At 71.2% G+C, this 25,440-nt stretch carries 22 protein-coding genes; 9 read left to right on the top strand and 13 right to left on the bottom strand.

The features are described 5' to 3' along the window. Window positions 1-25: 25 nt before the first annotated feature. Window positions 26-1,603 carry a cytochrome P450 gene (locus tag B5557_RS04965; RefSeq protein WP_079657966.1) on the top strand — a complete coding sequence of 526 codons (1,578 nt, stop codon included), beginning with the start codon at window positions 26-28 and terminating at the stop codon, window positions 1,601-1,603. Here B5557_RS04965 and B5557_RS04970 read toward each other — a convergent pair. The 10 genes from B5557_RS04970 to B5557_RS05015 form a co-directional block, all read right to left on the bottom strand. Beyond that, window positions 1,565-2,395, bottom strand: a complete 831-nt coding sequence (locus B5557_RS04970) for a pentapeptide repeat-containing protein (protein WP_079657967.1) — start codon at window positions 2,393-2,395, stop codon at window positions 1,565-1,567. The two genes, B5557_RS04965 and B5557_RS04970, sit on opposite strands and share 39 nt — an antisense overlap. A 31-nt stretch (window positions 2,396-2,426) precedes the next feature. After that, on the bottom strand, window positions 2,427-3,170 hold the full coding sequence (locus tag B5557_RS04975; protein ID WP_079657968.1) for a PIG-L deacetylase family protein: 744 nt from the start codon (window positions 3,168-3,170) through the stop codon (window positions 2,427-2,429). A gap of 64 nt (window positions 3,171-3,234) precedes the next feature. Beyond that, window positions 3,235-4,536, bottom strand: coding sequence for an alpha/beta fold hydrolase (locus tag B5557_RS04980; protein ID WP_079664598.1), 1,302 nt, complete (start codon window positions 4,534-4,536; stop codon window positions 3,235-3,237). Window positions 4,537-4,664: 128 nt separating this feature from the next. After that, on the bottom strand, window positions 4,665-5,702 hold the full coding sequence (locus B5557_RS04985; protein ID WP_079657969.1) for a LacI family DNA-binding transcriptional regulator: 1,038 nt from the start codon (window positions 5,700-5,702) through the stop codon (window positions 4,665-4,667). A 91-nt stretch (window positions 5,703-5,793) separates the two neighbouring features. After that, entirely contained in the window at window positions 5,794-7,218 is a 1,425-nt protein-coding gene (locus B5557_RS04990; RefSeq protein ID WP_079657970.1) for a BNR repeat-containing protein, read from the bottom strand. Between the two features lie 81 nt (window positions 7,219-7,299). After that, window positions 7,300-7,620, bottom strand: a complete 321-nt coding sequence (locus B5557_RS04995; protein WP_079657971.1) for an L-rhamnose mutarotase — start codon at window positions 7,618-7,620, stop codon at window positions 7,300-7,302. A gap of 17 nt (window positions 7,621-7,637) precedes the next feature. Further along, complete coding sequence (gene rhaS / locus B5557_RS05000; RefSeq protein ID WP_079657972.1) at window positions 7,638-8,720, bottom strand: rhamnose ABC transporter substrate-binding protein; 1,083 nt, start codon at window positions 8,718-8,720, stop codon at window positions 7,638-7,640. A gap of 34 nt (window positions 8,721-8,754) precedes the next feature. Then, window positions 8,755-9,747 carry an ABC transporter permease gene (locus B5557_RS05005; protein WP_079657973.1) on the bottom strand — a complete coding sequence of 331 codons (993 nt, stop codon included), beginning with the start codon at window positions 9,745-9,747 and terminating at the stop codon, window positions 8,755-8,757. Beyond that, window positions 9,740-10,810, bottom strand: coding sequence for an ABC transporter permease (locus tag B5557_RS05010; protein ID WP_079657974.1), 1,071 nt, complete (start codon window positions 10,808-10,810; stop codon window positions 9,740-9,742). Before B5557_RS05010 ends, B5557_RS05005 begins: the two co-directional genes overlap by 8 nt. Next, entirely contained in the window at window positions 10,807-12,324 is a 1,518-nt protein-coding gene (locus tag B5557_RS05015; protein ID WP_079657975.1) for a sugar ABC transporter ATP-binding protein, read from the bottom strand. The genes B5557_RS05010 and B5557_RS05015 overlap by 4 nt, the downstream gene beginning before the upstream one ends. Before the next feature lie 282 nt (window positions 12,325-12,606). Here B5557_RS05015 and rhaI point away from each other — a divergent pair, with 282 nt between their 5' ends. The 6 genes from rhaI to B5557_RS05045 all read left to right on the top strand — a co-directional run bounded on the left by rhaI (window position 12,607) and on the right by B5557_RS05045 (window position 20,360). After that, window positions 12,607-13,767 (top strand): L-rhamnose isomerase, encoded by a 1,161-nt coding sequence (gene rhaI / locus B5557_RS05020; RefSeq protein ID WP_079657976.1) that lies wholly within the window; start codon window positions 12,607-12,609, stop codon window positions 13,765-13,767. 119 nt (window positions 13,768-13,886) lie between these two features. Further along, window positions 13,887-15,926: a bifunctional rhamnulose-1-phosphate aldolase/short-chain dehydrogenase gene (locus tag B5557_RS05025; RefSeq protein WP_079657977.1), complete on the top strand. Its 2,040-nt coding sequence runs from the start codon at window positions 13,887-13,889 to the stop codon at window positions 15,924-15,926. Window positions 15,927-15,931: 5 nt separating this feature from the next. Then, window positions 15,932-17,368, top strand: coding sequence for a rhamnulokinase (locus B5557_RS05030; protein ID WP_079664599.1), 1,437 nt, complete (start codon window positions 15,932-15,934; stop codon window positions 17,366-17,368). A 72-nt stretch (window positions 17,369-17,440) separates the two neighbouring features. Continuing rightward, a complete protein-coding gene (locus B5557_RS05035) occupies window positions 17,441-18,196 on the top strand; it encodes a (Fe-S)-binding protein (protein WP_079657978.1) in 756 nt (251 codons plus the stop codon). Beyond that, the gene (locus B5557_RS05040; RefSeq protein ID WP_079657979.1) at window positions 18,193-19,680 is read left to right on the top strand and encodes a LutB/LldF family L-lactate oxidation iron-sulfur protein; all 1,488 of its coding nucleotides are present in this window, start codon (window positions 18,193-18,195) and stop codon (window positions 19,678-19,680) included. Before B5557_RS05035 ends, B5557_RS05040 begins: the two co-directional genes overlap by 4 nt. A gap of 5 nt (window positions 19,681-19,685) precedes the next feature. After that, complete coding sequence (locus B5557_RS05045) at window positions 19,686-20,360, top strand: LutC/YkgG family protein (protein WP_079664600.1); 675 nt, start codon at window positions 19,686-19,688, stop codon at window positions 20,358-20,360. Window positions 20,361-20,370: 10 nt separating this feature from the next. On the opposite strand, the gene B5557_RS05050 is transcribed toward B5557_RS05045, so the two are convergent. After that, window positions 20,371-20,943, bottom strand: coding sequence for a hypothetical protein (locus B5557_RS05050; protein WP_079657980.1), 573 nt, complete (start codon window positions 20,941-20,943; stop codon window positions 20,371-20,373). A 132-nt stretch (window positions 20,944-21,075) separates the two neighbouring features. Between B5557_RS05050 and B5557_RS05055 the strand changes: the two genes are divergently transcribed. After that, window positions 21,076-21,933 carry an AAA family ATPase gene (locus B5557_RS05055; RefSeq protein ID WP_079657981.1) on the top strand — a complete coding sequence of 286 codons (858 nt, stop codon included), beginning with the start codon at window positions 21,076-21,078 and terminating at the stop codon, window positions 21,931-21,933. Beyond that, window positions 21,930-23,282 (top strand): vWA domain-containing protein, encoded by a 1,353-nt coding sequence (locus tag B5557_RS05060; protein ID WP_079657982.1) that lies wholly within the window; start codon window positions 21,930-21,932, stop codon window positions 23,280-23,282. The genes B5557_RS05055 and B5557_RS05060 overlap by 4 nt, the downstream gene beginning before the upstream one ends. A gap of 60 nt (window positions 23,283-23,342) precedes the next feature. Here the strand turns inward: B5557_RS05060 and B5557_RS05065 are convergent, their stop codons facing one another. Beyond that, entirely contained in the window at window positions 23,343-24,923 is a 1,581-nt protein-coding gene (locus tag B5557_RS05065) for an IS1182 family transposase (protein WP_079657897.1), read from the bottom strand. Window positions 24,924-25,013: 90 nt separating this feature from the next. Next, window positions 25,014-25,373, bottom strand: a complete 360-nt coding sequence (locus tag B5557_RS05070) for a cupin domain-containing protein (RefSeq protein ID WP_079657983.1) — start codon at window positions 25,371-25,373, stop codon at window positions 25,014-25,016. Between the last annotated feature and the right edge of the window lie 67 nt (window positions 25,374-25,440).

Genomic DNA, 25,440 nt, shown 5'->3' on the forward strand with positions numbered 1-25,440 from the left:
CCGCTGCATCAAGGGAGATCGCGTCATGGCGGAGACGACGGGGACGACGGGGACGACGGGGTCGGCCACCGAGGGCACGACCGAGGTACTGCCGAAAGGATTCCGCGGCGCGGAGCTCGGCTGGCCCGAGCTGGAGCGCATTCCGCATCCACCGCGCCGGCTCCCGCTGCTCGGCGACGTCCTCGGCGCGAGCCGACGCACCCCCCTGCAGGACTCCATGCGCTACGCCGAGCAGCTCGGGCCGATCTACCGGCGCAAGGCGTTCGGCCGGGAGTTCGTGTTCGTGTGGGGCGCGAAGCTCGCCGCCGACATGGCGGACGAGACGCGGTTCGCCAAGCACGTGGGGCTGGGCATAGCCAACCTGCGGCCCGTCGTCGGGGACGCCCTGTTCACGGCGTACAACCACGAGCCGAACTGGCAGCTCGCACACGACGTCCTGGCCCCGGGGTTCAGCCGCGAGGCAATGGCGGCCTATCACCCGATGATGCTGGACGTGGCGGAGCGGCTCACCGGCCACTGGGACCGGGAACTGGCCGCGGGCCGGGCGGTGGACGTGCCCGGCGACATGACCAAGCTGACCCTGGAGACGATCTCGCGCACCGGCTTCGGGCACGATTTCGGGTCCTTCGAGCGCAACCGGCCGCACCCCTTCGTGACGGCGATGGTGGGCACCCTCAGCTATGCGCAGCGCCTCAACACCGTGCCCTCCCCCGCGCTGCTGCGACGGGCCACGCGCCGCAACGAGGCCGACATCGCCTACCTCGACCGCACCGTCGACGACCTGGTGCGGGCGCGCCGCGAGCAGGGCGGCGGGGACGGCGACCTGCTCGACCGGATGCTGGAGACCGCCCACCCCGAGACGGGCGAACGGCTGTCGGCGCAGAACGTGCGGCGGCAGGTCATCACCTTCCTGGTCGCCGGCCACGAGACCACCTCGGGCGCGCTCTCCTTCGCCCTGCACTACCTCTCGCTCCACCCGGAGATCGCGGCCCGCGCCCGCGCCGAGGTGGACCAGGTGTGGGGGGACGCGGCGGTGCCTCGGTACGACCAGGTGGCCAGGCTGCGGTACGTCCGCCGGGTCCTCGACGAGGCGCTGCGGCTGTGGCCGACGGCGCCCGCCTTCGCCCGGGAGGCCCGCGCCGACACCGTCCTGGGCGGGGAGCATCCGATGCGGCGGGGCGGCTGGGCGCTGGTGCTCACGGCGATGCTGCACCGCGACCCCCAGGTGTGGGGGCCGGACGCGGAGCGCTTCGACCCGGACCGCTTCGACGCCCAGGCCGTACGCGCCCGCGCCCCGCACACCTTCAAGCCGTTCGGCACCGGGGCACGGGCCTGCATCGGACGGCAGTTCGCGCTGCACGAGGCGACGCTGGTACTCGGACTGCTGCTGCGCCGCTATGAGCTGCGGCCCGACCCGGCGTACCGGCTGCGCGTCACGGAACGGCTGACACTGATGCCGGACGGGCTGCGTCTGCACCTGGAGCGGCGCACTCCGCCGCCGGGCGGCCCGGCGGCGGGTGAGGAGAGCGGCGCCGCCGGTGAGGAGAGCGGGGCAGCGGCGCCCTCAGAGGCCCGCTGTCCAGTGCGCGGGGCGGGCGACTGACTCCGGCAGCTTCGTGCCCGCGCTCCCCCGGGCCGCGTTCAGCTGCGGCTGGGTCAGGAAGAACGCGCCGGTCAGATCGGCGTCCGTCAGGTCGGTGTCACGCAGGTCGGCGCCGATCAGGTCCGCTCGACGCAGGTCCGCGCCGGTGAGGTCGGCGGCGATCAGACAGGCGCCGCGCAGGTTCGCGCCGCGCAGGTCGGCGCCCTTGAGCCGGGCGCCCATCAGATCGGCGCCCCGGCGCTCCTTCTTACGGCCGCCGGTCCCGGCCCTGACCAGCTCGCTGGTCTTCAGGAGCAGCACATTGACGTCCTGGCGGTGCGCCGGCACGTCGAGCACGGTCAGCTCGTCCGGGGTCAGAGCGGTGAGTTCCTCGGTCTTCGCCAGGGCCCGGCGCAGTTCGGCGTGGATCGGGCGGGCGGCGGGAAGGGCGAGCGCCTCGGTGACGTACCACAGGAGTTCGTGGAGCTGCCGGACGACCGGGAACACCTCGGACATGCGGCGGGCCTCCTCGCGCGGGGCCGTACGCGGGTCCCGGCCGCCGAAGGTGACCTGGGAGACCTTCTGCCCGGCGCCGAAGCAGTCGTAGACCGTGCAGCCGGTGAAGCCCTTCTGGCGCAGCCGGGCGTGGATGCCGCAGCGGTGGTCCTCGCCCAGGTTGGGGCACGCCTTGCCGGCGGGCTTGTCGATCGCGAAGTCCGCGGAGCGGGCGAAGGGCAGGGCCACACAGCACAGGCCGAAGCAGTTCCCGCAGTCGCCGCGCAGGGTGTTCCGGTCCACCGTCGTCTCTTGCATGCCCTCCACCCTACTGACCTGCGGCACCGCCCTATCGGCTGAACAGTTCGAACGCCACGGCCGGCCGCCCGCCGAACCGCTCGCCCACGGACTGAGCCACCCCGGTCAGGAACCGCCGTGCGTACGCTTCCGGCTCCTCGTCGGTCAACGCCTGGATGTACGTGCGGTGTTCGAGGAGCGAGCCGACCGCCCGCTCCAGTCCCGCCGACGCGTCCACGGCGTGAGTGGGCGTCACAGAGCCGGCCACGGCGACCCAGCGCACACCGTCGAACGGCTCCAGGCCCTGCTCGGTGAGTTCCGGGAAGATCCAGCGGTTGCCTGCGTCCCCGGCCGCGTCCAGGGTGGCGCGGCCGACGGCGACATGGTCGGGGGTGTTCCAGGCGACCCCGCCCCAGGTGTCGCGGTGGTTGAGGGTGATGACCAGTTCGGGACGGTGTCTGCGGATCGCGGCGGCGATGTCCCGGCGCAGGGCGAGCCCGTACTCGATGACGCCGTCCCGGTGGTCGAGGAACTCGACCGTCGACACGCCCACCACGGCCGCGCTCGCCCGCTGCTCCCGCTCGCGCAGCGGGGCGCACTCGGCGGGCGCGAGGGTGTCGATGCCCGCCTCACCGCGGGTGGCCAGGACGTAGGCGACCTCGCGGCCGGCGTCGGTCCAGGCCGCGACCGCCGCGGAGCACCCGTACTCCAGGTCATCCGGGTGTGCCACCACGGCCAGGGCACGCCGCCAGTCCTCGGGCATGGGTTCGAGCTGGGCGGTCGTCGGCTCCGTCATGTCGGCAGACTAGCCGGTGCCGGTGGCAGTGCCCGGGACGGTGGCAGTGGCGGTGACGCCGGCGTCAGGCCTCGTCGCGGGTGAGGGCGAGCAGGCGGTCCAGGACACGGGGGCCGCCGGCCCGGACGCCGTCGTGTTCGAACTCGTCGGTGACCCAGGTGCGCAGGCCGCGGACGGCGCGGGCGGTGCTCAGCGAGTGGGCGGTGTCGACGTACAGGTCGTCGTGGTAGATCGCGGCCGCGACCGGGACCTCGTTGGCGGCGAGGCGGGCCGGGTCGTACAGCGGCGGCCAGTCGGTGCGGGCGGCGAGGAGTTCGGCGGTCTCGCGCAGCGGGCGCAGCGCCGGGTCGGCGTCGAACATCCAGGGGTGGACGGTCTCGCCGGTGAGCAGCAGCGGTCCGTCGCCGGCGAGGGTCTTCGCCGCGTCGAACTGCGGGAACTCGGCGCGCACCCGGTCTGCGGCCCAGGCGGTGGGGCGGGCGTCCTGGCCGTAGACGGCCTCGTGGACGAGGGCGTAGAGGGGGTGTCCGGCATAGGACAGGAGGCTCTGGATCTCCTCCTGGAAGGCGTCGGACAGCTCCGGGCCCTGCGGGGTGGGGACGAAGGCGTCCTCGAGGAGGTGGTGCAGGCGGTGGCTGCCCTCGCTGCCGCCGAGAAGGATGCCGACCGTCTGGAAGGCCTCGACGGTGAGCCGGTAGCCGGCCGGGAGCGTCACCTCGTGGTGCAGGAGGTGGTCGGCGATGCGGCGGACGCGTTCGACGTCCTGCGGGTAGCGCGTGTAGTGCGCGGCGACCTTGCGCTCCATGCGCGGGTAGGCGGCGCGGTAGACGTCGTCGGCGTGGGCGTCGAGGGAGGGCAGGCCGCCGGTGATGACGGCGGCGGCGAGGCCCTCGGGGGCGAAGGAGAGGTAGGTGACCGTGCAGAAGCCGCCGAAGCTCTGGCCGAGGACGGTCCAGGGGGCGCCGCCGGTGACCTCACGGCGGATCAGCTCGCAGTCGCGGACGATGGAGTCGGCGCGGAAGTGCGTGAGGTAGTCGGCCTGGTCGGCCGGTCCGCCGCGCAGCGGGAGCGTCTGGCGGTTGGCGGGGGTGGAGTGGCCGGTGCCGCGCTGGTCGAGGAGGAGGACCCGGTACTCCTCCAGCGCGCGGCCGAGCCAGGCCGGTTTGCCGACGAACCGGTTGGCGCCGAAGCCGGGGCCGCCCTGAAGGTAGACCAGCCAGGGCAGGTCCTGGTCCGCCTTGTCGCTCGCGACGACCTCACGGGCGTAGAGCCCGATCGTCTCCCCGGCCGGGTCGACGTGGTCGAGGGGCACGGTGAAGCGGCGGTCGGTGAGGACGACGCCTGGCTGGCGGTAGCTGACGGACAACAGGGGGCTCCCGGGGCGATCGGTGAAGCGGACCGCGTCCCAGTCCAGCACATGTCCGGGCGGCTCCGGAGTCCGGGGGATCATGACTCCTGCCGATCGGCCGCACAGCACGGTTACTGAACCGCAGCTCAGCGCGCCGAGAGGCTGGACCGGCGCACCACCAGCTCCGGCTGGAGCACGACCCGCCGGTGTTCGTGCCGTCCGGCGTGCGCTCCCCTCTCCTCGCTCTCCTCGGTCTCCTCCAGCAGCATCTCCGCGGCGAGGGCACCCATGGTGACGGCGGGCTGGCGCACGGAGGTGAGGGGGACGGCGGCCGCGGCGGCGAACTCGATGTCGTCGTAGCCGACGATGGCGAGGTCGTCGGGGACCCCGACGCCGGCCGCGTACATGGCCTGCAGGACGCCGAGGGCGAGCAGGTCGTTGGCGCAGAACACGGCCGTCGGCCGGTCGGCGAGGCCGAGCAGCCGGGCGCCCGCGTCCCGGCCGGCGGCGACGTCGAGGCGTTCGGTGGGCAGCTCGCGCAGGTGCTCGGGGCCGAGGCCCGCCTCGGCGAGCGCGTTCAGCGCGCCGGTGCGGCGGTCGCGGACCTGGGTGAAGCCGGGCGGGCCGCTGACGTAGGCGATGGAGCGGTGTCCGGCGTCGATGAGATGCCGTACGGCGAGCGCGCCGCCCGCCACGTCGTCCACCGACACCGAGCACTCGGTGGTGCCCTCGGAGACCCGGTCGACGAGCACGAAGGGGATGCCGTGCCGGCGGAAGGAGTCGATGTTGCGGCCGGTGGCGTCGGCCGGGGTGAGCAGCACGCCCCGCACCCGCTGCTCGGCGAAGAGCGACAGGTACTCGGCCTCCTCGCCGGCGCTCTCGGCGCTGTTGCAGACCATCACGCCGAGCCCGGCGTCCCGCGCGGCCCGCTCGGCGCCACGGGCGACGTCCACGAAGAAGGGGTTGCCCATGTCGAGGACGAGCAGCCCCATGATCCTGCTGCGGCCCGCGCGCAGTTGGCGGGCCGACTCGCTGCGGACGTAGCCGAGCCGGTCTATCGCCGAGAGCACCCGGGCGCGGGTCTCGGTGGCGACGGTGTCCGGGCGGTTGATGACGTTGGACACCGTGCCGACGGAGACTCCGGCGGCACGGGCGACGTCCTTGATTCCCACCGAATGGGCCATCAGGCGGGGACCTCCAGGTGAACGGGGCAAGGCGGGACGGCCTTCACATTACCGTCAGGCCGCCGCGCCCCTGTCCGTGTCTGTGTGCGGGTCATGCGGGCAGGGCGAAGTCGATGACGTGGAGCGCCGAGGGGGTCGTCCCGCTCGACTTCTCCTGGTACATGAACGACAGCGTGTTGTCGGCCTTGACCCGCAGTTCGTCGATCACGACCTCGCCGAAGGCGTTGAGGCCGCTGCCGTCGAACAGCACCGTCCAGTCCGTGTAGCCGGAGGACTTCGAGGCGCCGGCGATCCGCCCGAAGGGGAAGATCGCGTACGCGTTGTCGTACTTGTCCAGGATCAGCTTGGTGCGCTGGCTGGAGCCGAGGACGACGGGGATCTCCGTCTTCTGCCAGCTGCCGGAGGAGTTCTTGCGCAGATGGAAGGCGCGGCCGTTGGCGGTGCGGTCGCTGACGTAGTTCGTGGTGCACTGGCCGAAGCGGCCGGGCACGTAGCTGATGACGGCGTGCGGGAGGCCGGTGGAGTCGGTGGCCTGGCTCTCCTGGTTCATCAGGGAGTGGTCGGGGTTGAGGGGGTCGACGACCAGACCGGAGTCGGTGACGGCGACCGTGTCGGAGGTGCCGGTGGTGCCGACGAGCGTGCCCGCGTTGTTGCGCCAGGTGCGGCCGCGATCGGTGGAGTAGACGTAGCCGGTGTCGTGGTTGGTGATGCCGCCGCTGGAGCACATCACGGCGCCGTTCTGCTCACGCCAGGTGAAGAAGGAGTGCAGCCGGCCGTTGACGTCGTAGTCGATGCCGTGCAGGTACATGTTGCGGGCCGTGCTGGAGCCGTGCTCGCTGGTGTAGGTGCCGGTGGAGCTCGACCATTCGCCGAGGTTCGTCCACGTCGACCCGTCGTACTCGGCGAGGGCGTTGCGGCCGTTGCCGGAGATGCCGACCCGGTAGCTGAGCTGGAGCTTGCCCTCGGGCGTGGAGACGAACTGCGGGTAGGTGAACTGCGAGGTGAGGGCGAGGCCGTCGAGGGTGGTCTGCACGGCGCCGAAGACGGAGGACGTCCAGGAGGTGGTCGCCGGGTTGTCGAGGAGTCCGGCTGCCGACTTCACGTAGAAGAAGCCGTCGCTGTGGGAGTCCATGTTGAGGTGGAGCCGGCCGTCGATCTTGGAGACGCCCATGGAGATGACGTTGTGGGAGTCGCTGGCCTTGAGGACGTGGGAGAGGGTCACGGTCGACCAGGTGCTGCCGCCGAGGACGCGGCGGGCGACGACCGCGTTGCCGGTGGAGGTGTACCAGGTGGCGTACTGGTAGCCCTTGTAGGTCAGCAGGCCGTTCTTCTGGAACGAGTTGTTGTTGACCAGGCCGTCGTAGGAGACGAAGAAGATGGCCGTCGCGTCGAGTCGGGTGGTGGTCTTCCTGGTGACCGAGGGGCCTGGGTCGGCGGCGCGTGCGGTGCCGGCGGCGAGGACGGGGGAAGCCGCGGCGCTGAGGAGGGCGCCGGCCAGCAGGGTGCGTCGTCTCATCTCGGGGGACTCCGTTGTCGTGCGAGAGCAGAAGGGCGAGGGGGCGGGGGAAGGGCGGCGGGGAGGGGACGGCAGGGGGTGTCAGGCGAGGTGGAAGACTTCGGTGAGCGGTTTCATGGCCTCGTCGGGGCGGGCGCCGTCCAGCGACTCGAAGAAGGGCGCCATCTCCGCCTGCCAGCGGGCGTTGACCTCGGCCGCCTCCATACCGGCCTGGGCGGCCGCGAAGTCCTCGGTCTCCAGGTAACCGACGAGCAGGCCGTCGTCTCTCAGGAAGAGTGAGTAGTTGTGCCAGCCGGTGGCCGAGAGAGCGTCCAGCATCTCCGGCCACACGGCGGCATGGCGTTCGCGGTACTCGGCGAGCCGGTCCTGACGGACCTTGAGCAGGAAACAGACGCGCTGCATGAAGTACCGCTCCCGACTTAGAAGTTGAACTGGTCGATGTTCTTGGCGTCGAACACGGTCGGCTTGCCGAGGCTGATCACGCCGTCCTTGCCGATGGTGTACGTGGTGCCGCCGGCCTTGAAGGTCTCGCCCTCCTTGCCGGTGATCTGGCCGGAGACCAGCGCCACCGCGGTCTGCGCGGCCAGCGCGCCGAGCTTCGAGGGGTCCCACAGCTCGAAGGCGTCGACGGTGCCGTTCTTGACGTAGGTGCGCATGTCGTTCGGGGTGCCCAGGCCGGTCAGCTTGACCTTGCCCTTGTACTTGGAGCCCGACAGGTACTGCGCGGCCGCCTTGATGCCCACGGTGGTCGGGGAGATGATCCCCTTCAGGTTCGGGTACTGCTGGAGCAGGCCCTGGGTCTGCTGGAAGGACTGCTGGGCGTCGTCGTTGCCGTACGCGACCTTGACGAGCTTGATGTCCTTGTACTTCGGGTCCGCCAGCTCCTTCTTCATGAAGTCGATCCAGACGTTCTGGTTCGTCGCGGTCTGCGCGGCCGACAGGATCGCGATCTCGCCCTTGTAGCCGATCTGCTGGGCGAGCAGCTGCACCTCGGTGCGGCCCAGGTCCTCGGCGGATGCCTGCGAGACGAAGGCGTTACGGCACTCGGGGTTGGTGTCCGAGTCGTAGGTGACGACCTTGATCTTGTTGCTCATGGCCTGCTTCAGCGCGGTGCACAGGGCGCCCGGGTCCTGCGCGGACACGGCGATCCCGTCGACCTGCTGCTGGGTGAGGGTGTTGACGTACGACACCTGCCCCGAGGTGTCGGTCGCGCTGGACGGACCGACCTCCTTGTAGCTGGAGCCGAGCTCCTTCAGGGCGGCCTCGCCGCCCTTGTCGGCGGAGGTGAAGTACGGGTTGTTGACCTGCTTCGGCAGGAAGCCGACGGTCAGGCCCTTCTTGGTGGCCGCGTTCGGGTCGGCCTTGCCGGCGGAGGCGGCGCCGCCGGTGCTCTCGTTCTTCACGTCCTCCTTGGTGGTGCCGCCGCAGGCGGTCACGGCGAGGGCGAGGGAGGAGACGGCGGCGACGGCCGCGCAGGCACGACGGAGGGATGACTTGCGCATGGTGGTGTGGGTCCTTTACGAGGAGGGCTGTTTCTCAAGCCGTCGAGGTCGAGGCGGCGGCTCTACGGCCTGCCCTCGCGACGGAGATCTGCCGTGCGACCCGGGGGCCGAGCACGGAGACGACGAGCAGGACGCCGGTGACGACGATCTGCGACTGTGCGGATACGTCCTTCAGGCTCATCACGTTCTGCGCCGCGCCGAGCAGGAAGACTCCCGCGATCGCGCCGCCGAGCGTGCCCTTGCCGCCGTCGAAGTCGATGCCGCCGAGGAGGACGGCCGCGATGACGGAGAGTTCGAGGCCGGTGGCGTTGTCGTAGCGGGCGCTTGCGTAGTGCAGGGCCCAGAAGATGCCGGTGAGGGAGGCCATCAGGCCGGTCACCGTGAACAGGATCAGCTTCTGTCGCTTGACCCGGATGCCGGCGAACCGGGCTGCCTCCTCGCTGGCGCCGATCGCGAAGAGCGAGCGGCCGAACGGGGTGGCGTGCAGGACGACCACCGCGATCGCGAGCAGGACGACGAAGGGCAGGAAGGCCTGCGGGAGGAAGCTGTCCCCGACGCGTCCGGCCGCGAAGTCGAGGTACTGGGTGGGGAAGTCGGTGACCGCGTCGGAGCCGAGCACGATCTGCGCGATGCCCCGGTAGGCGGCCAGCGTGCCGATGGTGACGGCCAGGGACGGCAGCCCGAGCCGGGTGACGAGCAGGCCGTTGACGAGCCCGCAGACCACGCCCAGCAGCAGGCAGATGGGGATGATCGCCTCGATGGTGAGGCCCTGGTTCCACAGGGCGCCCATCACCGCGCCGGACAGGCCGGCCGTGGAGGCGACCGACAGGTCGATCTCCCCGGACACCACCAGCAGCGTCATCGGCAGGGCGATCAGCGCGATCGGGAGGGTGTTGCCGATCAGGAACGACAGGTTCAGCGCGTTGCCGAATCCGTCCACGGTGGTGAAGGAGAACAGCAGCAGGACGATCAGGAGGGCGCCGACGACGGTGTCCCAGCGGATCGCTCGGTTGAGGGACTCAGGCACGAGCCTCCCCCTTCTCTACGGCCGGCTTGACGGACGCCGACTTCTTCTTCAGCGCGGACGCCACCCGCAGGGCGACGACCCGGTCGACCGCGATGGCCAGCAGGAGCAGGACGCCGTTGATGGCCAGCACCCAGACCGAGCTGACGCCCAGGGCGGGCAGCACGCTGTTGATGGACGTCAGCAGCAGCGCGCCGAGTGCGGCGCCGTAGACGCTGCCGGAGCCGCCGGTGAAGACGACGCCGCCGACCACGACCGCGCTGACGACGGTGAGTTCGTAGCCGCTGCCCGTGCTGGAGTCGACGTTGCCGAACCGGGCCAGGTACATGGCGCCCGCAAGGCCGGCGAGGCCGCCGCAGAAGGTGTACGCGGCGAGGATGCGCTTGCGGACCGGGATGCCGGCGAGCCGGGCGGCCTCGGGGTTGGAGCCGAGGGCGTACAGCTCGCGCCCGCTGCCGAAGTGCTTGAGGTAGTAGGCGGTGGCGATCAGGACGGCCAGCGCGATGAGCGCGAGATACGGGACGGCGGACAGGCCGCCGGAGCCGAAGTCCACGAAGCCGCCGGGGAGGTCGGCCGCGGTGATCTGACGGGAGCCGACCCAGATGGAGTCGATGCCCCGGATGATGTACAGCGTGCCGAGGGTGACGACGAGCGCGGGCACCTGACCGAGGCTGACGAGCAGGCCGTTCAGCAGGCCGAAGCCGATGCCGAGCAGTACGGCCAGCACGATCGCGATCACCGGGTTGCCGCCGCCGTGCAGATAGGTGCCGGCGGCGAAGGCGCTGATGCCGAGGGTGGAGCCGACCGACAGGTCGACGTTGCGGGTGATGACGACCAGGGACTGGCCGGTGGCGACCAGGACCAGGATCGTCGCGTTGAGCAACAGGTCCTTGATGCCCTGCTCGGACAGGAACTCGCTGTTGCCCGCCTGGGTGACGGCGATCATCACCAGAAAGACGACCAGGATGGCCAGTTCGCGCATCTTGAAGACGCGGTCGACGAGCCGGGTGCCGCCGGACTTGGGCGCCTCGGCGACGGGGGCCTCGTGGGAGGTGGTCACCGTCATGCGGCGGCCCTCCCGGTGGCTGCGGCCATCACGGTTTCCTCGGTGGCGTCGGAACGGGGGATCTCGGCGGTCAGGCGCCCCTCGTGCATCACCAGCACGCGGTCGGCCATGCCGAGGATCTCGGGCAGGTCGGAGGAGATCATCAGGACGGCGACGCCGTCGGCGGCGAGCTCGCTGAGCAGCCGGTGCACCTCGGCCTTGGTGCCGACGTCGATGCCGCGGGTCGGCTCGTCGACGATGAGCACCTTGGGGCTGGTGGCCAGCCACTTCGCGAGGACGACCTTCTGCTGGTTGCCGCCGGAGAGCGTATTGACGGTGTCGGCGATCCGGGCGTACTTCACCTGGAGCTTGACCGCCCAGTCGAGGGAGCGGCTGCGCTCGGCGCCGCGGTCCATCAGGCCGGCCCTGACGGTCGTCCGCAGGCCGGTGAGGCCGATGTTGCGCTCGATGGACATGTCCATCACCAGGCCCTGGGCGCGCCGGTCCTCCGGGACCAGGGCGAGGCCCGCGGACATCGCGGTGGAGGGGGCTCCGTTGGTGAGCGGACGGCCGTCCACGGAGACCTCGCCGCCGTCCCAGCGGTCGATGCCGAACACCGCCCGGGCCACCTCCGTGCGCCCGGCGCCGACGAGTCCGGCCAGGCCGACGATCTCGCCGCGCCGGACCTCGAAGGAGACGTCGGTGAAGACGCCCTCACGGGTGAGGCGGCGGACGCTGAGGGCGACCTCGCCCGGCGTGACGTCCTGCTTCGGGTAGAGCTCGTCGAGGTCGCGGCCGACCATGCGGCGGACCAGGTCGTCCTCGGCCATGCCCTCGATCGGCTCGCTCGCGATCCAGGCGCCGTCGCGCAGGGTGGTGACCCGCTGGCAGATCTCGAAGATCTCCTCGAGGCGGTGGGAGATGAAGAGGACGGCCGCGCCCTGTTCGCGCAGGGTGCGCACGACTCCGAAGAGGCGGGCGACCTCGCTGCCGGTGAGGGCGGCGGTCGGCTCGTCCATGATCAGGACGCGGGCGTCGAACGAGAGCGCCTTGGCGATCTCGACGATCTGCTGGTCGGCGATGGACAGGCCGCGCGCGGGGCGGTCCGGGTCGAGGTCGACGCCGAGGCGCTGCATCAGCGCGGCGGTGGCCGCGTGGGTCGCCTTGTGGTCGATCCGGCCCAGGGCCCGCCGGGGCTGGCGGCCCATGAAGATGTTCTCGGCGATCGAGAGGTCGGGGAAGAGCGTGGGCTCCTGGTAGATCACGGCGATGCCGGCGTCGCGGGCGTCGCCGGGACCGTGGAAGACGACGGGCTCACCGTCGAGCAGCACCCGACCCGCGTCGGGCCGGTACACCCCCGCGAGGGTCTTGATGAGGGTCGACTTGCCCGCGCCGTTCTCGCCGGCGAGTGCGTGCACCTCGCCGGGGAACAGCTCCAGGGAGACGCCCCGCAGGGCGCGTACGGCGCCGAAGGACTTGGCTACGTCCCTCAGCGCGAGCACCGGGGCCGGTCCCGTGTCGGACGGGTGGGTCATGGGTGGCTCCTCGACGACGTCCGCGAACCGTTCCCACCGAGAGCCGGGGGGCCGTCACGACGTCGTGAAAGGTTTCAACTGGATTGCCGGGACGTTAGGCATGGGGGGCATGTCACGTCAATGGGTTCGTCTCGAAAAGTTTTCGATAGATGAAGGTCACGCGGCGGTCACGGACAACGGGCCTGGACGGAGGGGTTGACACTCCACCCACGGGCTCATAGCTTCCCGTTCTGAATCGTTTCATCCGGGAGCCGTTCCGGACCGATGTCACAGGAGCCCGAAGTGACCGACCTCGCCGCGGTGAAGGCCGCGTTGAAGACCCAGGCCGTCGAGACGCCGTCGTGGGCGTACGGGAACTCGGGGACCCGCTTCAAGGTGTTCGCCCAGCAGGGCGTTCCGCGCACCCCGCAGGAGAAGCTGGACGACGCGGCGCAGGTGCACGCGTTCACCGGCGTCGCCCCGACCGTCGCGCTGCACATTCCGTGGGACAAGGTGGAGGACTACTCCGCACTTGCGAAACATGCCGAGAACCGGGGCGTGAAGCTCGGGGCGATCAACTCCAACACCTTCCAGGACGACGCCTACAAGCTGGGCAGCATCTGCCACCCGGACGCGGCCGTGCGGCGCAAGGCGCTCGATCATCTGCTGGAGTGCGTCGACATCATGGACGCGACGGGCTCGGCCGATCTGAAGCTGTGGTTCGCCGACGGGACCAACTATCCCGGGCAGGACGACCTCCGCGGCCGGCAGGACCGGCTGGCCGAGGGCCTGGCCGAGGTCTACGCCCGGCTGGGCGACGGGCAGCGGATGCTGCTCGAGTACAAGTTCTTCGAGCCCGCGTTCTACTCGACGGATGTGCCGGACTGGGGGACGGCGTACGCGCACTGTCTGAAGCTCGGACCGAAGGCCCAGGTCGTCGTCGACACCGGGCACCACGCGCCCGGCACCAACATCGAGTTCATCGTCGCCACGCTGCTACGGGAGGGGAAGCTCGGCGGGTTCGACTTCAACTCGCGGTTCTACGCCGACGACGACCTGATGGTCGGCGCCGCCGACCCGTTCCAGCTGTTCCGGATCATGTACGAGGTGGTGCGCGGGGGCGGGTTCACGTCCGACGTGGCGTTCATGCTCGACCAGTGCCACAACATCGAGGCGAAGATCCCGGCGATCATCCGTTCCGTGATGAACGTGCAGGAGGCCACGGCGAAGGCGCTGCTGGTCGACCGGTCGGCGCTTTCCGCTGCGCAGGCTTCGGGGGATGTCCTGGAGGCCAACGCCGTGCTGATGGACGCGTACAACACAGACGTGCGGCCGCTTCTTCGCGAGGTACGGGAGGAGATGGGGCTGGACCCCGAGCCGATGGCGGCCTACCGGAGGTCCGGGTGGGCCGAGAAGATCGTTGTCGAGCGGGTTGGTGGGGAGCAGGCCGGTTGGGGGGCGTGAGCGTCTGCCTGGATCTGTTCGTCGCGGACTGCGGGCCCGTTGTGGCCGGCCGCGCAGTTCCCCGCGCCCCTCTGGGGCGCTCCCCTCACCCGTGTTCAAGTAGTTAGGAAAAGACAGTCATGGCACCGCATCCCGAAGCCGCTGCGCTCATCGCCCGTTCTCATCGGCTCGGCGCTGATCCGCGTAACACCAACTACGCCGGCGGGAACGCGTCCGCCAAGGGCACCGAGACCGATCCTGTGACCGGTGGGGATGTCGAGCTGATGTGGGTGAAGGGGTCCGGCGGGGACCTCGGGACGCTCACCGAGGCCGGGCTGGCCGTGCTGCGGCTGGACCGGCTGCGCGGCCTCGTCGACGTCTACCCCGGTGTCGAGCGCGAGGACGAGATGGTCGCCGCGTTCGACTACTGCCTGCACGGCAAGGGCGGTGCGGCGCCGTCGATCGACACCGCCATGCACGGCCTCGTCGACGCCGCCCACGTGGACCATCTGCACCCCGACTCCGGGATCGCGCTCGCCTGCGCGGCCGACGGGGAGAAGCTCACCGCCGAGTGCTTCGGCGACACGGTGGCCTGGGTGCCTTGGCGGCGGCCCGGGTTCCAGCTGGGGCTGGACATCGCCGCGATCAAGGAAGCCAACCCGCAGGCGATCGGTGTGGTCCTCGGCGGACACGGCATCACCGCCTGGGGGGCCACCGCCGAGGAGTGCGAGCGCAACTCGCTGCACATCATCCGCACCGCCGAGGCCTTCCTCGCGGAGAAGGGGAGGGCCGAGCCCTTCGGTCCCCTCATCGACGGCTACGAGGCACTGCCCGAGGACGAGCGGCGGGAGCGGGCCGCCGCGCTCGCGCCGTACGTGCGGGCCCTCGCCTCGCAGGACAAGCCGCAGGTCGGGCACTTCACCGACTCCGACGCCGTGCTGGACTTCATGGCACGGGCCGAGCACCCGCGGCTCGCCGCGCTCGGCACCTCCTGCCCGGACCACTTCCTGCGCACCAAGGTGCGGCCGCTGGTCCTCGACCTGCCGCCGGGCGCTCCGCTGGAGGAGGCGATCGCGCGGCTGAAGGAGCTGCACGCCGGCTACCGCGAGGAGTACGCCGCCTACTACCAGCGGCACGCCGAGCCCGACTCCCCCGCCATGCGCGGCGCCGACCCGGCGATCGTGCTGGTGCCCGGGGTGGGCATGTTCTCCTTCGGCAAGGACAAGCAGACGGCCCGGGTGGCCGGCGAGTTCTACGTCAACGCGATCAACGTGATGCGCGGGGCCGAGGCGGTGTCCTCCTACGCGCCGATCGAGGAGTCGGAGAAGTTCCGCATCGAGTACTGGGCGCTGGAGGAGGCCAAGCTCCAGCGGATGCCGAAGCCGAAGCCGCTCGCCACCCGGGTGGCGCTGGTGACGGGCGCCGGGAGCGGGATCGGGAAGGCGATCGCGCATCGGCTGGTCGCCGAGGGCGCGTGTGTCGTCGTCGCCGATCTCAACGCCGAGAACGCCGTCGCCGTCGCTCAGGAGCTGGGCGGGCCGGACAAGGCCGTCGCCGTCACCGTCGACGTGACGTCCGAGGAGCAGATCGCCGGCGCCTTCAAGGCCGCCGCGCTCGCCTTCGGCGGGGTCGACCTCGTCGTCAACAACGCCGGGATCTCCATCTCCAAGCCGCTGCTGGAGACCTCCGCGAAGGACTGGGACCTCCAGCACGACATCATGGCCCGCGGTTCGTTCCTCGTCTCGCGTGAGGCGGCTCGGGTGATGATCGCTCAGGGACTGGGCGGCGACATCGTCTACATCGCGTCGAAGAACGCCGTGTTCGCCGGGCCCAACAACATCGCCTACTCCGCCACCAAGGCCGACCAGGCCCACCAGGTGCGGCTGCTGGCCGCCGAGCTGGGCGAGCACGGCATCCGCGTCAACGGGGTCAACCCGGACGGCGTGGTGCGCGGCTCCGGCATCTTCGCCGGCGGCTGGGGTGCCCAGCGGGCGGCCGTGTACGGGGTCCAGGAGGAGAAGCTGGGCGAGTTCTACGCGCAGCGGACCATCCTCAAGCGTGAGGTGCTGCCGGAGCATGTCGCGAACGCCGTGCTCGCGCTGACGGGCGGGGAGCTCACCCACACCACCGGACTGCACGTCCCCGTCGACGCGGGTGTGGCGGCCGCGTTCCTCCGGTGACGGCCGTGAAGTCGTACGCCGCCGTCGACCTCGGCGCGTCCAGTGGGCGGGTCATGGTCGGCCGGGTGAGCCCGGACTCGCTGGAGCTGGCGGAGGCGCACCGCTTCCCCAACCGGCCGGTCCGGGTTCCGGAGGGGCTGCGCTGGGATGTGCTGTCCCTGTACGCGGGAGTGCTGGACGGGCTGCGGGCGGCCGGCCCGGTGGACTCGGTCGGCATCGACAGCTGGGCCGTGGACTACGGCCTGCTCGACGCCGACGGGGCGCTGCTCGGCAACCCCGTGCACTATCGCGACGCCCGGACCGAGGGCGTCGCGGAGAAGGTGTGGGCAGCCGTCCCGGCGGCCGAGCTGTATGCGGCGACCGGCCTGCAGTACGCGCCGTTCAACACCCTGTACCAGCTGACGGCCGCGGCCTCATCGGCCCAACTGGCGCAGGCGCGGCGGCTGTTGCTCATTCCCGATCTGCTGACGTACTGGCTGACCGGCGAGCAGGGCACCGAGCTCACCAACGCCTCCACCACCCAGCTCATCGATCCCCGCACGGGCGACTGGTCCTACGACGTCGCCGCCCGGCTGGGCATCGACCTGGAGCTGTTCGCTCCGCTGCGCCGGCCCGGCGATCCCGCCGGGCTGCTGCGGGCGGAGGTGCTGGAGGAGACGGGGCTGACCGGGCCCGTGCCAGTGACGGCCGTCGGCTCGCACGACACGGCGTCGGCCGTGGCAGCCGTCCCCGCGGTCGGCGAACGGTTCGCCTACATCTGCACCGGCACCTGGTCCCTGGTCGGACTGGAGCTGGACGCGCCCGTGCTCACCGAGGCGAGCCGCGCCGCCAACTTCACCAACGAGCTGGGCCTCGACGGCACGGTCCGCTACCTGCGCAACATCATGGGACTGTGGCTGCTCCAGGAGTGCGTACGGGCCTGGGGCGACCCGGAGTTGGGCGCCCTGCTGCGGGAGGCGGCGGCCGTGCCGGCGCTGCGGTCGGTCGTGGACGCCGGGGACGCGGCCTTCCTGGCGCCCGGGCGGATGCCGGAGCGGATCGCCGAGGCGTGCCGTGCCTCCGGGCAGCCGGTGCCCGTCTCTCCCGCCGAGATCACGCGCTGCATCCTCGACTCCCTCGCCCTCGCCCACCGGCGGGCCGTCGCCGAGGCGCAGCGGCTCGCCGACCACCCGGTCGACGTCGTCCACATCGTCGGCGGCGGCACCCGCAACGCGCTGCTGTGCCAGCTCACCGCCGACGCCTGCGGGCTGCCGGTGGTGGCCGGTCCGACGGAGGCGGCCGCACTCGGCAACGTGCTCGTCCAGGCCCGGGCGCACGGGCTGGTCGGCGATCGCGCCGAGATGCGCCGGCTGCTGGCCCGTACGCAGCCCCTGACCCGCTACGAGCCACAGGGCGGCGCCGAGCGGTGGCGCGCGGCGGAGGCCCGGCTCGCCACACGGTGAGACGGGGTCTCCCCCACGCCTCTGTGTCGGGTTACCCTGCACTCATCCGATGATCAACCCCTTGGAGCCGCGATGCGTGTCGCACTGTTCCTGACCTGTGTCAACGACACGCTCTATCCGGACACCGGCCGCGCCGTGGTGAAACTCCTGACCAGGCTGGGTGTCGAGGTCGACTTCCCAATGGCTCAGACCTGCTGCGGCCAGGCTCACTACAACACCGGCTACCGCCATGAGGCCGAGCCGCTCGCCCGACATTACTCCGATGTATTCAGGGAGTATGAGGCGATCGTCACACCGTCGGGGTCCTGCGGGGCGATGGTGCGGGAGCTGTATCCGCGGATGGGCGAGCGGGCCCGGGCCGAGGGACGCGGGGACACCCTCGCCGCCACGCTGGCGCCGGTGGTCCCGAAGACGTACGAGCTCACCGAGTTCCTGGTCGATGTGCTGGGGGTGACGGACGTCGGCGCGTACTACCCGCACACGGTGACCTACCACCCGACGTGTCACGGACTGCGCAGTCTCGGACTCGGGGAGCGGCCCCGACGGCTGCTCCAGGCGGTGAAGGGGCTGGAGCTGGTCGAGCTGCCCGGCGCCGACGAGTGCTGCGGCTTCGGCGGGACCTTCGCGCTGAAGAACGCGGACGTCTCGGCGGCGATGGGCGCCGACAAGGTGCGCAACGCCGAGTCGACGGGCGCCGAGGTGCTGTGCGCGGCCGACAACTCCTGCCTCATGCACATCGGCGGGACCATGACCCGGCTGAAGACGGGCATGCGCCCGGTGCACATCGCGGAGATCCTGGCGAGCACGGAAGGGGAGCCTGCGCTGTGAGCGGGACGTTCGTCGGGATGCCGGCGTTTCCGAAGGCCGCGCGCGAGGCGGTCGGCAACCCGACCCTGCGCGGCAATCTGCGGCATGCCACGCACACCATCCGCGCCAAGCGCGCGAAGGCGGTCGCCGAGGTGTCCGACTGGGCGGAGCTGCGGGAGGCGGGCAAGCGGATCAAGGACCACACCCTGCGTCATCTCGACCGGTATCTGGTCCAGTTGGAGGAGTCGGTCACGGCGGCCGGCGGCACGGTCCACTGGGCCGCCGACGCGGACGAGGCGAACCGGATCGTGGCCCGGCTGGTCAGGGAGACCGGCGAGCGGGAGGTCGTCAAGGTCAAGTCCATGGCCACCCAGGAGATCGGGCTCAACGAGGCGCTTGAGGCCGAGGGCATCCGCGCCTACGAGACCGATCTCGCCGAGCTGATCGTGCAGCTGGGCAAGGACCGTCCCTCGCACATCCTCGTCCCCGCGATCCACCGCAACCGGGGTGAGATCCGGGACATCTTCCGCGCGGAGATGAGCGAGTGGGGGCGCCCGGCTCCCGAGGGCCTCACCGACACGCCCGCCGAACTCGCCGAGGCCGCCCGCCTCCACCTCCGTGAGAAGTTCCTGCGGGCCAAGGTCGGGATCTCCGGAGCGAACTTCATGGTCGCGGAGACCGGCACCCTGGTCGTCGTCGAGTCGGAGGGCAACGGGCGGATGTGCCTGACGCTCCCCGAGACGCTGATCTCCGTCGTCGGCATCGAGAAGATCGTGCCGGCCTGGCGGGACCTGGAGGTGTTCCTGCAGACCCTGCCCCGCTCGTCGACGGCCGAGCGCATGAACCCGTACACGACCACCTGGACCGGCACGACCGACGGCGACGGGCCGCAGACCTTCCACCTCGTGCTGCTGGACAACGGCCGCACCGACACCCTCGCCGACGAGGTCGGCCGCCAGGCCCTGCGCTGCATCCGCTGCTCGGCCTGTCTGAACGTCTGCCCGGTGTACGAGCGGGCCGGCGGCCACGCCTACGGCTCCGTCTACCCGGGCCCGATCGGCGCGATCCTCAGCCCGCAACTGCGGGGCACGCAGAGCGAGATCGACGCCTCGCTGCCGTACGCGTCGTCGTTGTGCGGCGCGTGCTACGAGGTGTGCCCGGTCGCCATCGACATCCCGGAGGTGCTGGTGCACCTGCGGGAGCGGGTCGTCGAGGGCGGGCCGGTGGTCCGCGAGGGCAACAAGGTGGTCCTGAAGCCGGCCAAGGGCCATGCCGCCGAACGCGCCGCGATGCGGGCGGCCCGCTGGGCGTTCAGCAGCCCCGGCGCCCTGCGTACCGGCCAGCGGCTCGCCTCCCGCACGCGCCGCCTGCACCCGCGTGTCCTGCCCGGTCCGGGCAAGGCGTGGAGCGGCACACGGGATCTGCCGGCCGTACCGGCGGAGCCGTTCCGTGACTGGTGGCAGCGTACGAACGGTGGCACCACCGGCAAGGGAGCGACGAAGTGAACAGCGTGAGCAGCAGGGAGCGGATCCTGGGCCGGGTGCGGCGCGCGCTCGCCGACGTACCGGAGGACGACACTCCCCCAGTGCCTAAAGGGCCTGGGAGGGACCCCCAGTACGAGCAGGCCGTCGCGCGCGACTATCTGCGGGAGCACGGCGGCCTGGGCGTCGAGGAGACGCTGGAGCTGCTGGCGGAGAACCTGGCGGACTACCGGGCGCTCGTGCACCGGTGTCCGGAGGCTGAACTGGCTTCCGTGATCGGGCGGTTGCTCGGTGAGCGCGGAGCGAAGTCGGTGGTCGTGCCGCCGGGTCTGGACCCTCGGTGGCTCGCCGAGACCGATGCCGAGCGGGTCGAGGACCTTGCCGAGAGCACCGCGCGGGAGCTCGACCGGGTCGGCAGCGTGGTCACGGCGTGCGCGGTCGCGATCGCCGAGACGGGGACGATCGTGCTGGACGGCAGCCCCGACCAGGGCCGTCGCCGCATCACCCTCGTCCCCGACCACCACATCTGTGTCGTACGGGTCCCGGACCAGGTCGTGGCGTCCGTCCCCCAGGCGCTCGAACGGCTCGATCCCGGTCGCCCGTTGACCTGGATCTCGGGCCCCTCCGCCACCAGCGACATCGAGCTGGACCGGGTGGAGGGGGTGCACGGCCCACGCACGCTCGAGGTGATCCTGGTGCGCTGACGGCGACTGCTCAGGAGTACGTCAGCGCGCAGCCGTGACGCAGGGAGTACTGGGCGGCCCGCAGGTACACGGCCGTGTAGAACGCGGCGGCCAGGTCCTCGGCCCAAGGGCCCGGCCGGTGCGCCGCGGCCTGCTCCGCCTCGCCCTCCAGGAACCACAGGGTCAGTTCGAGGTTGCCGAAGGTCGCCGGTATCAGGTCCAGCGGCAGGCCAAGGGCGGCGGCGAGCCGCTCGGCGAGGGCGAGGACATACGGCGCTCCGACGGCCAGGGTCTCGTCGGCGTACGCGGAGCCGACGGGCAGCTCGATGGCCTCCTCCAGCGCGAACGGGACCATGAGCGACCAGTCGAGGAGGGTGTGCCCCTCCTGGGGGGACAGCCGCGCCCGGCACAGCTCGACGAAGCCGTCCATCGACGGGCTCATCTTCTCCTCGAACCAGCCCTGGGCCGCGGGGGCCTTCGGTGCGTACGGCGGCAGTCCGCGCCGCGCCAGCTCCGTGTCGAGGGCCAAGGCGACGTCTCCATAGCCGTCCTCGCCCGGAACCGACCAGTCGTGTGGACTCACACTCACGAGATAGACACCCATGCGTGCACCGTACGTGCCGCCACTGACAACGCCCTCCATCGACCGCATCGGCAAACATCGACAAGGGAGGTGAACAAGCGCTTAGATATGTGATCGGACCTGTCCAGCCGTGTTCGACTCCCGGAGGCCCCGTTGTTCACGTCCGTCGACGATGTCTCGGCCCGGCTCGCCGAGACCGGCTATCTCGCCTCGCCCGCCGTCGCCACGACCGTCTTCCTCGCCGACCGGCTCGGCAAGCCGCTGCTCGTGGAGGGCCCGGCCGGGGTCGGCAAGACGGAGCTCGCCAAGGCGGTGGCCCAGGCCGCGGGGGCCCGGCTGGTGCGGCTGCAGTGCTACGAGGGCGTGGACGAGTCCCGGGCGCTGTACGAGTGGAACCACGCCAAGCAGTTGCTGCGCATCAGCGCGGGCCGCGACGAGAGCTGGGACGAGACCCGCACCGACGTCTTCAGCGAGGAGTTCCTCCTCCCGCGCCCGCTGCTGACCGCCATCCGGGGCGAGGAACCCACGGTCCTGCTGATCGACGAGACCGACAAGGCCGACGTCGAGATGGAGGGGCTGCTCCTCGAAGTGCTCAGCGACTTCCAGGTCACCGTCCCGGAGCTGGGCACGATCACCGCGACCCGGCGCCCCTTCGTCGTCCTCACCTCGAACGCCGGCCGTGAGCTGTCGGAGGCGTTGCGCCGCCGCTGTCTCTTTCTCCACATCGGCTTCCCCGAGGAGGAGTTGGAGCGGCGGATCGTCCGGCTGAAGGTCCCCGGCATCGACGCGGCGCTCACCGAGTCGGTGGTCCGGGTGGTCGGTGCGCTGCGCGCGATGGATCTGCGCAAGGCGCCCTCCGTCGCCGAGACCGTCGACTGGGCGCGCACGCTGCTCGCGCTCGGCGCCACCACCCTCGACGAGAGCGTCGTACGCGACAGTCTGGGCGTGATCCTCAAGCACCAGGACGACGTCCTCAAGGCCGGTGCGAAGCTCGACCTGGACGCCGTGTGAGCGCCGATGTCGCCGACCGTCTGGTCGGCTTCGTCGCCGCGCTGCGCGCACACGGCGTCCGCGTCGGCACCGGCGAGACGGTGGACGCCGCCGAGGCGACGGCGGCACTGGGCTTCGCCGACCGCGTGCTGCTGCGCGAGGGACTGGCCGCGACGCTGCTGCACTCGCCGGACCAACGGCGGTTGTTCGACACCGTCTTCGACCTGTACTTCCCGCGCGGCGTCGGCGCTCCCCAGGACGAGCCCGGCGACCGGGACGACCTGCGCGACCGGCTCGCCGCCGCGCTCGCCGCGAACGACGAGGCGATGCTGGGCCGGTTGGCGATCGAGGCGGTCGACGGGCTGGGCGGGTACGGGAGTTCACCGGGCGCGGACGGCTGGTCCTCGCATCAGACCCTGGAACGGCTGCGCCCGCAGACGCTGTTGGCGCGGGTGCGGGACGACATCCGGGCCCGGGGCAGCGGCTCCGGCTTCACCGACCGGCTGTTGGAGGACGAGATCCGGCGGCGCATCCAGGCCTTCCGTGCCCTGGTGGCCGGGGAGGCGCGGCGGCGGGTGGCGGAGCGGCGCGGGCGCGACGAGATCGCCCGGCGGGCGGTGGCGCCGACCGCCGACCGGGTCGACTTCCTGTACGCGGGAAGGGACCGGCTGGCCGAACTGCGGCGGACGGTACAGCCGTTGGCCCGCAGACTGGCCACGCGTATGGCGGCGCGCCGCCGCCGGGCGTCCCGGGGCACGATCGATCTGCGGCGCACCCTGCGTGGCTCCCTGTCGACGGGCGGGGTGCCGATGCGGCCCGTGCTGCGCCGTCGGCGTCCGGCTCGCCCCGAACTGGTGCTGCTGTGCGATGTGTCGGGCTCGGTGTCCGGGTTCTCCGACTTCACGATGCTGCTGGTGCAGGCGCTGCACGACCAGTTCAGCAAGGTGCGCGTGTTCGCCTTCGTCAACAGGATCGACGAAGTGACGGGGCTGCTCCAGCACGGCGCCGCCGACCCCGAGGGCCTCGGCGCCCGGATCCAGGGCGAAGCGCGGATCATGGGCTACCACGGCAGCAGCGACTACGGGGCCGCCCTGGGCGAGTTCGCGCAGCGCTACGGCTCCGCGGTCGGCCCGCGCACCACGGTCTTCGTGCTCGGCGACGCCCGCACCAACATGAGCGACCCCAACCTGGCCGCGCTCCGTCAGATCGCCGAACAGGCCCGGCATGTGCACTGGTTGAACCCCGAGCCCCGGACCCAGTGGGGCACGGGCGATTCGGCCGCACCCGAGTACGCCGAGCTGGTCGCGATGCACGAGTGCCGCAACGCCCACCAACTCGGCGTCCTGGTGGGCCGGTTGCTCCCGGTCTAGAAGGCTCATGAAGATCTTGGTGAGGGGCTGTCCGGCCGGAGGCCGGGCAGCCCCTGTTCGCTATGTGGTGGCCGGGGTGAGTCGCCAGCGGCCGCCAGTGTGGGTGAGTCCGAGGTTGATCAGTCGGCGGAGGTTGAGGGCGGCGGCTCGGGTGTGAAGCCAGGTGTTGTTGTTGATGGTTCCGCGGTAGCGGAGTCTGCGGTTGCCGTGCTGGACGAGCCAGGCGACGGCGCGTTCGACTGGTGGTCGCCAGCGGCGGTAGTCGGCTTGCCAGTCCGGGTCGGTGGCGGCCTGGCGGCGGGCGGCCGCTTGCAGGTCGTGGTGGGGGCGGATGGTCAGGATGCGGCCGGCCTTGGCCTTGGTGCACCGCTCGCGGAGGGGGCATCCGGTGCACAGGTTCCCGAAGGCCGCCTTGCGCTGGTTGTGCTGTCCGCCGGGGCCCGACAGGGCAACCGTATGCCCGGCGGGGCAGGTGACCGCGGAGGCGGCGGTGTCGATGGCGAAGTCGTCCAGGGTGAAGCCGCCGGGGACGGCGGGCCGCAGCGGGGCGGGCTTGAAGAACAGCCGGTGCCCCGCCTGGTGCAGGGCTTGGCGCATGTCGCCGGCGGAGTAGGCGGTGTCGCCGAAGGCGTCCACCGGACTCTCCTCGTCGGCCAGCAGATCCAGGCCGACGGTGGCCTCGTGGTGCTCGGCTCCGGCGCCGGGCCGCAGAGCCACGGCCGTGTATAAGCCGGTCTCGGGCTCGATGGCCAGGTGGGCTTTGTATCCGTCCTGCTGGTGGGTGCGGGTCTTGTGGATGTGGCGGGCTTCAGGGTCGACGGTGGACACGACGCGGCCCGGAGCGGTCCCCTTGCTGATGCGCCAGCGTCCGTCGCGGCCGTCGGAGTCCTCGGCCGGCTCCACGTCTTGTCCTGCGACCAGCGCCAGGATGCCGAGGGCGTTCGCGGCCTTCTCGTCCAGCTGCTGGTCGGGCAGGTGGCCCAGCAGCCGCAGCACATCGGTGACCAGGGCGTCGACGAGTTCCGCGCGGGCCTGCTCGTCGTTCCAGGCGATGCGGGGTTTGCCGGGATCGGTGTAGTCGTGCGCGGTGCACTGCACGGCCGCGACCTCGGCGGCGCCGGGGACTTCGCGGATCACCGCACGGACGGCGGCGATCAGCTGGGTGACGGTGTCCTGGGTGGCCACCGCGTCGTCCAACACCGTCGAGTCCAAGGCCCGCCGGTGCTTGCCGCCCAGGACACCGGTGGCCTTCACCACCTCGCGCACGGCCTCGAAGACGCGGTTGGGCCGGGCCGAGCAGGCCAGACGGCGGCGGAAGTAGGCCAGCAGAGACGGGTCAAACGCCAGGTCGTTCAGGCCCAGCCCGCACGCGGCCTTCCACCGCAGGTCACACCGCAGCTCCTGCACCGTCTCGAAGTCCGACAGCCCGTGCAGGGCCTGCAGCGTGATCGCCGCAGCCAGGATCTGCGGCGGCATGCTCGGCCGTCCATTCGCCGACGGGTACATGTCCGCGAACATATGAGCCGGGAACAGAGCACCACGGTGCTCGGCCAGAAACGCGAACACACTCCCCGCCGGAATCAACTCCCGGCACGTCTCCCACACATCCGGCCCGACCGTGTCCCCGGCCCATTCCCCCATCACCACGAAACGAGTCTGGCCCCACCGCTCACGCGGCGGGGCCAGAACCCCAAGATCTTCATGAGCCTTCTAGGGCCTGTCCGGTCAGCTCTACTTCGCCTTCGCGTAGTCCTTGGCCATTCCTCCGGCGAAGTCGTACACCACGCACTGTTCGTCGCCCACGACCCATGCGTCATGGCCCGGCGGGATCACGAAGACGTCACCGGGGCCGACTTCGCCCTCGCCGCCGTCGTCCATCGTGATGCGCATGCGACCCTGGACCACATAGCCGTTGTGGTGCACCTGGCAGCTCTTGGTTCCGGCGATCGGCGCCACGGACTCCGACCAGCGCCATCCCGGCTCGAAGGTCCCGACGGCGAAGTCGAGACCTGTCATGTGGACGGCCTCCAGGTGGCCGCGGGGGAAATCGCGGCGCTCGTCCGGTTTGTCGAGCGTCTTCACTTCCAGCATGACGCTCCCTCCTTCCGGCCGTACCTCACCACGGCCGGGGCCGGTCTCCCCGGCGGCTCTGGGCGTC

The sequence above is a fragment of the Streptomyces sp. 3214.6 genome, assembly GCF_900129855.1.
Taxonomy (GTDB): domain Bacteria; phylum Actinomycetota; class Actinomycetes; order Streptomycetales; family Streptomycetaceae; genus Streptomyces; species Streptomyces soliscabiei.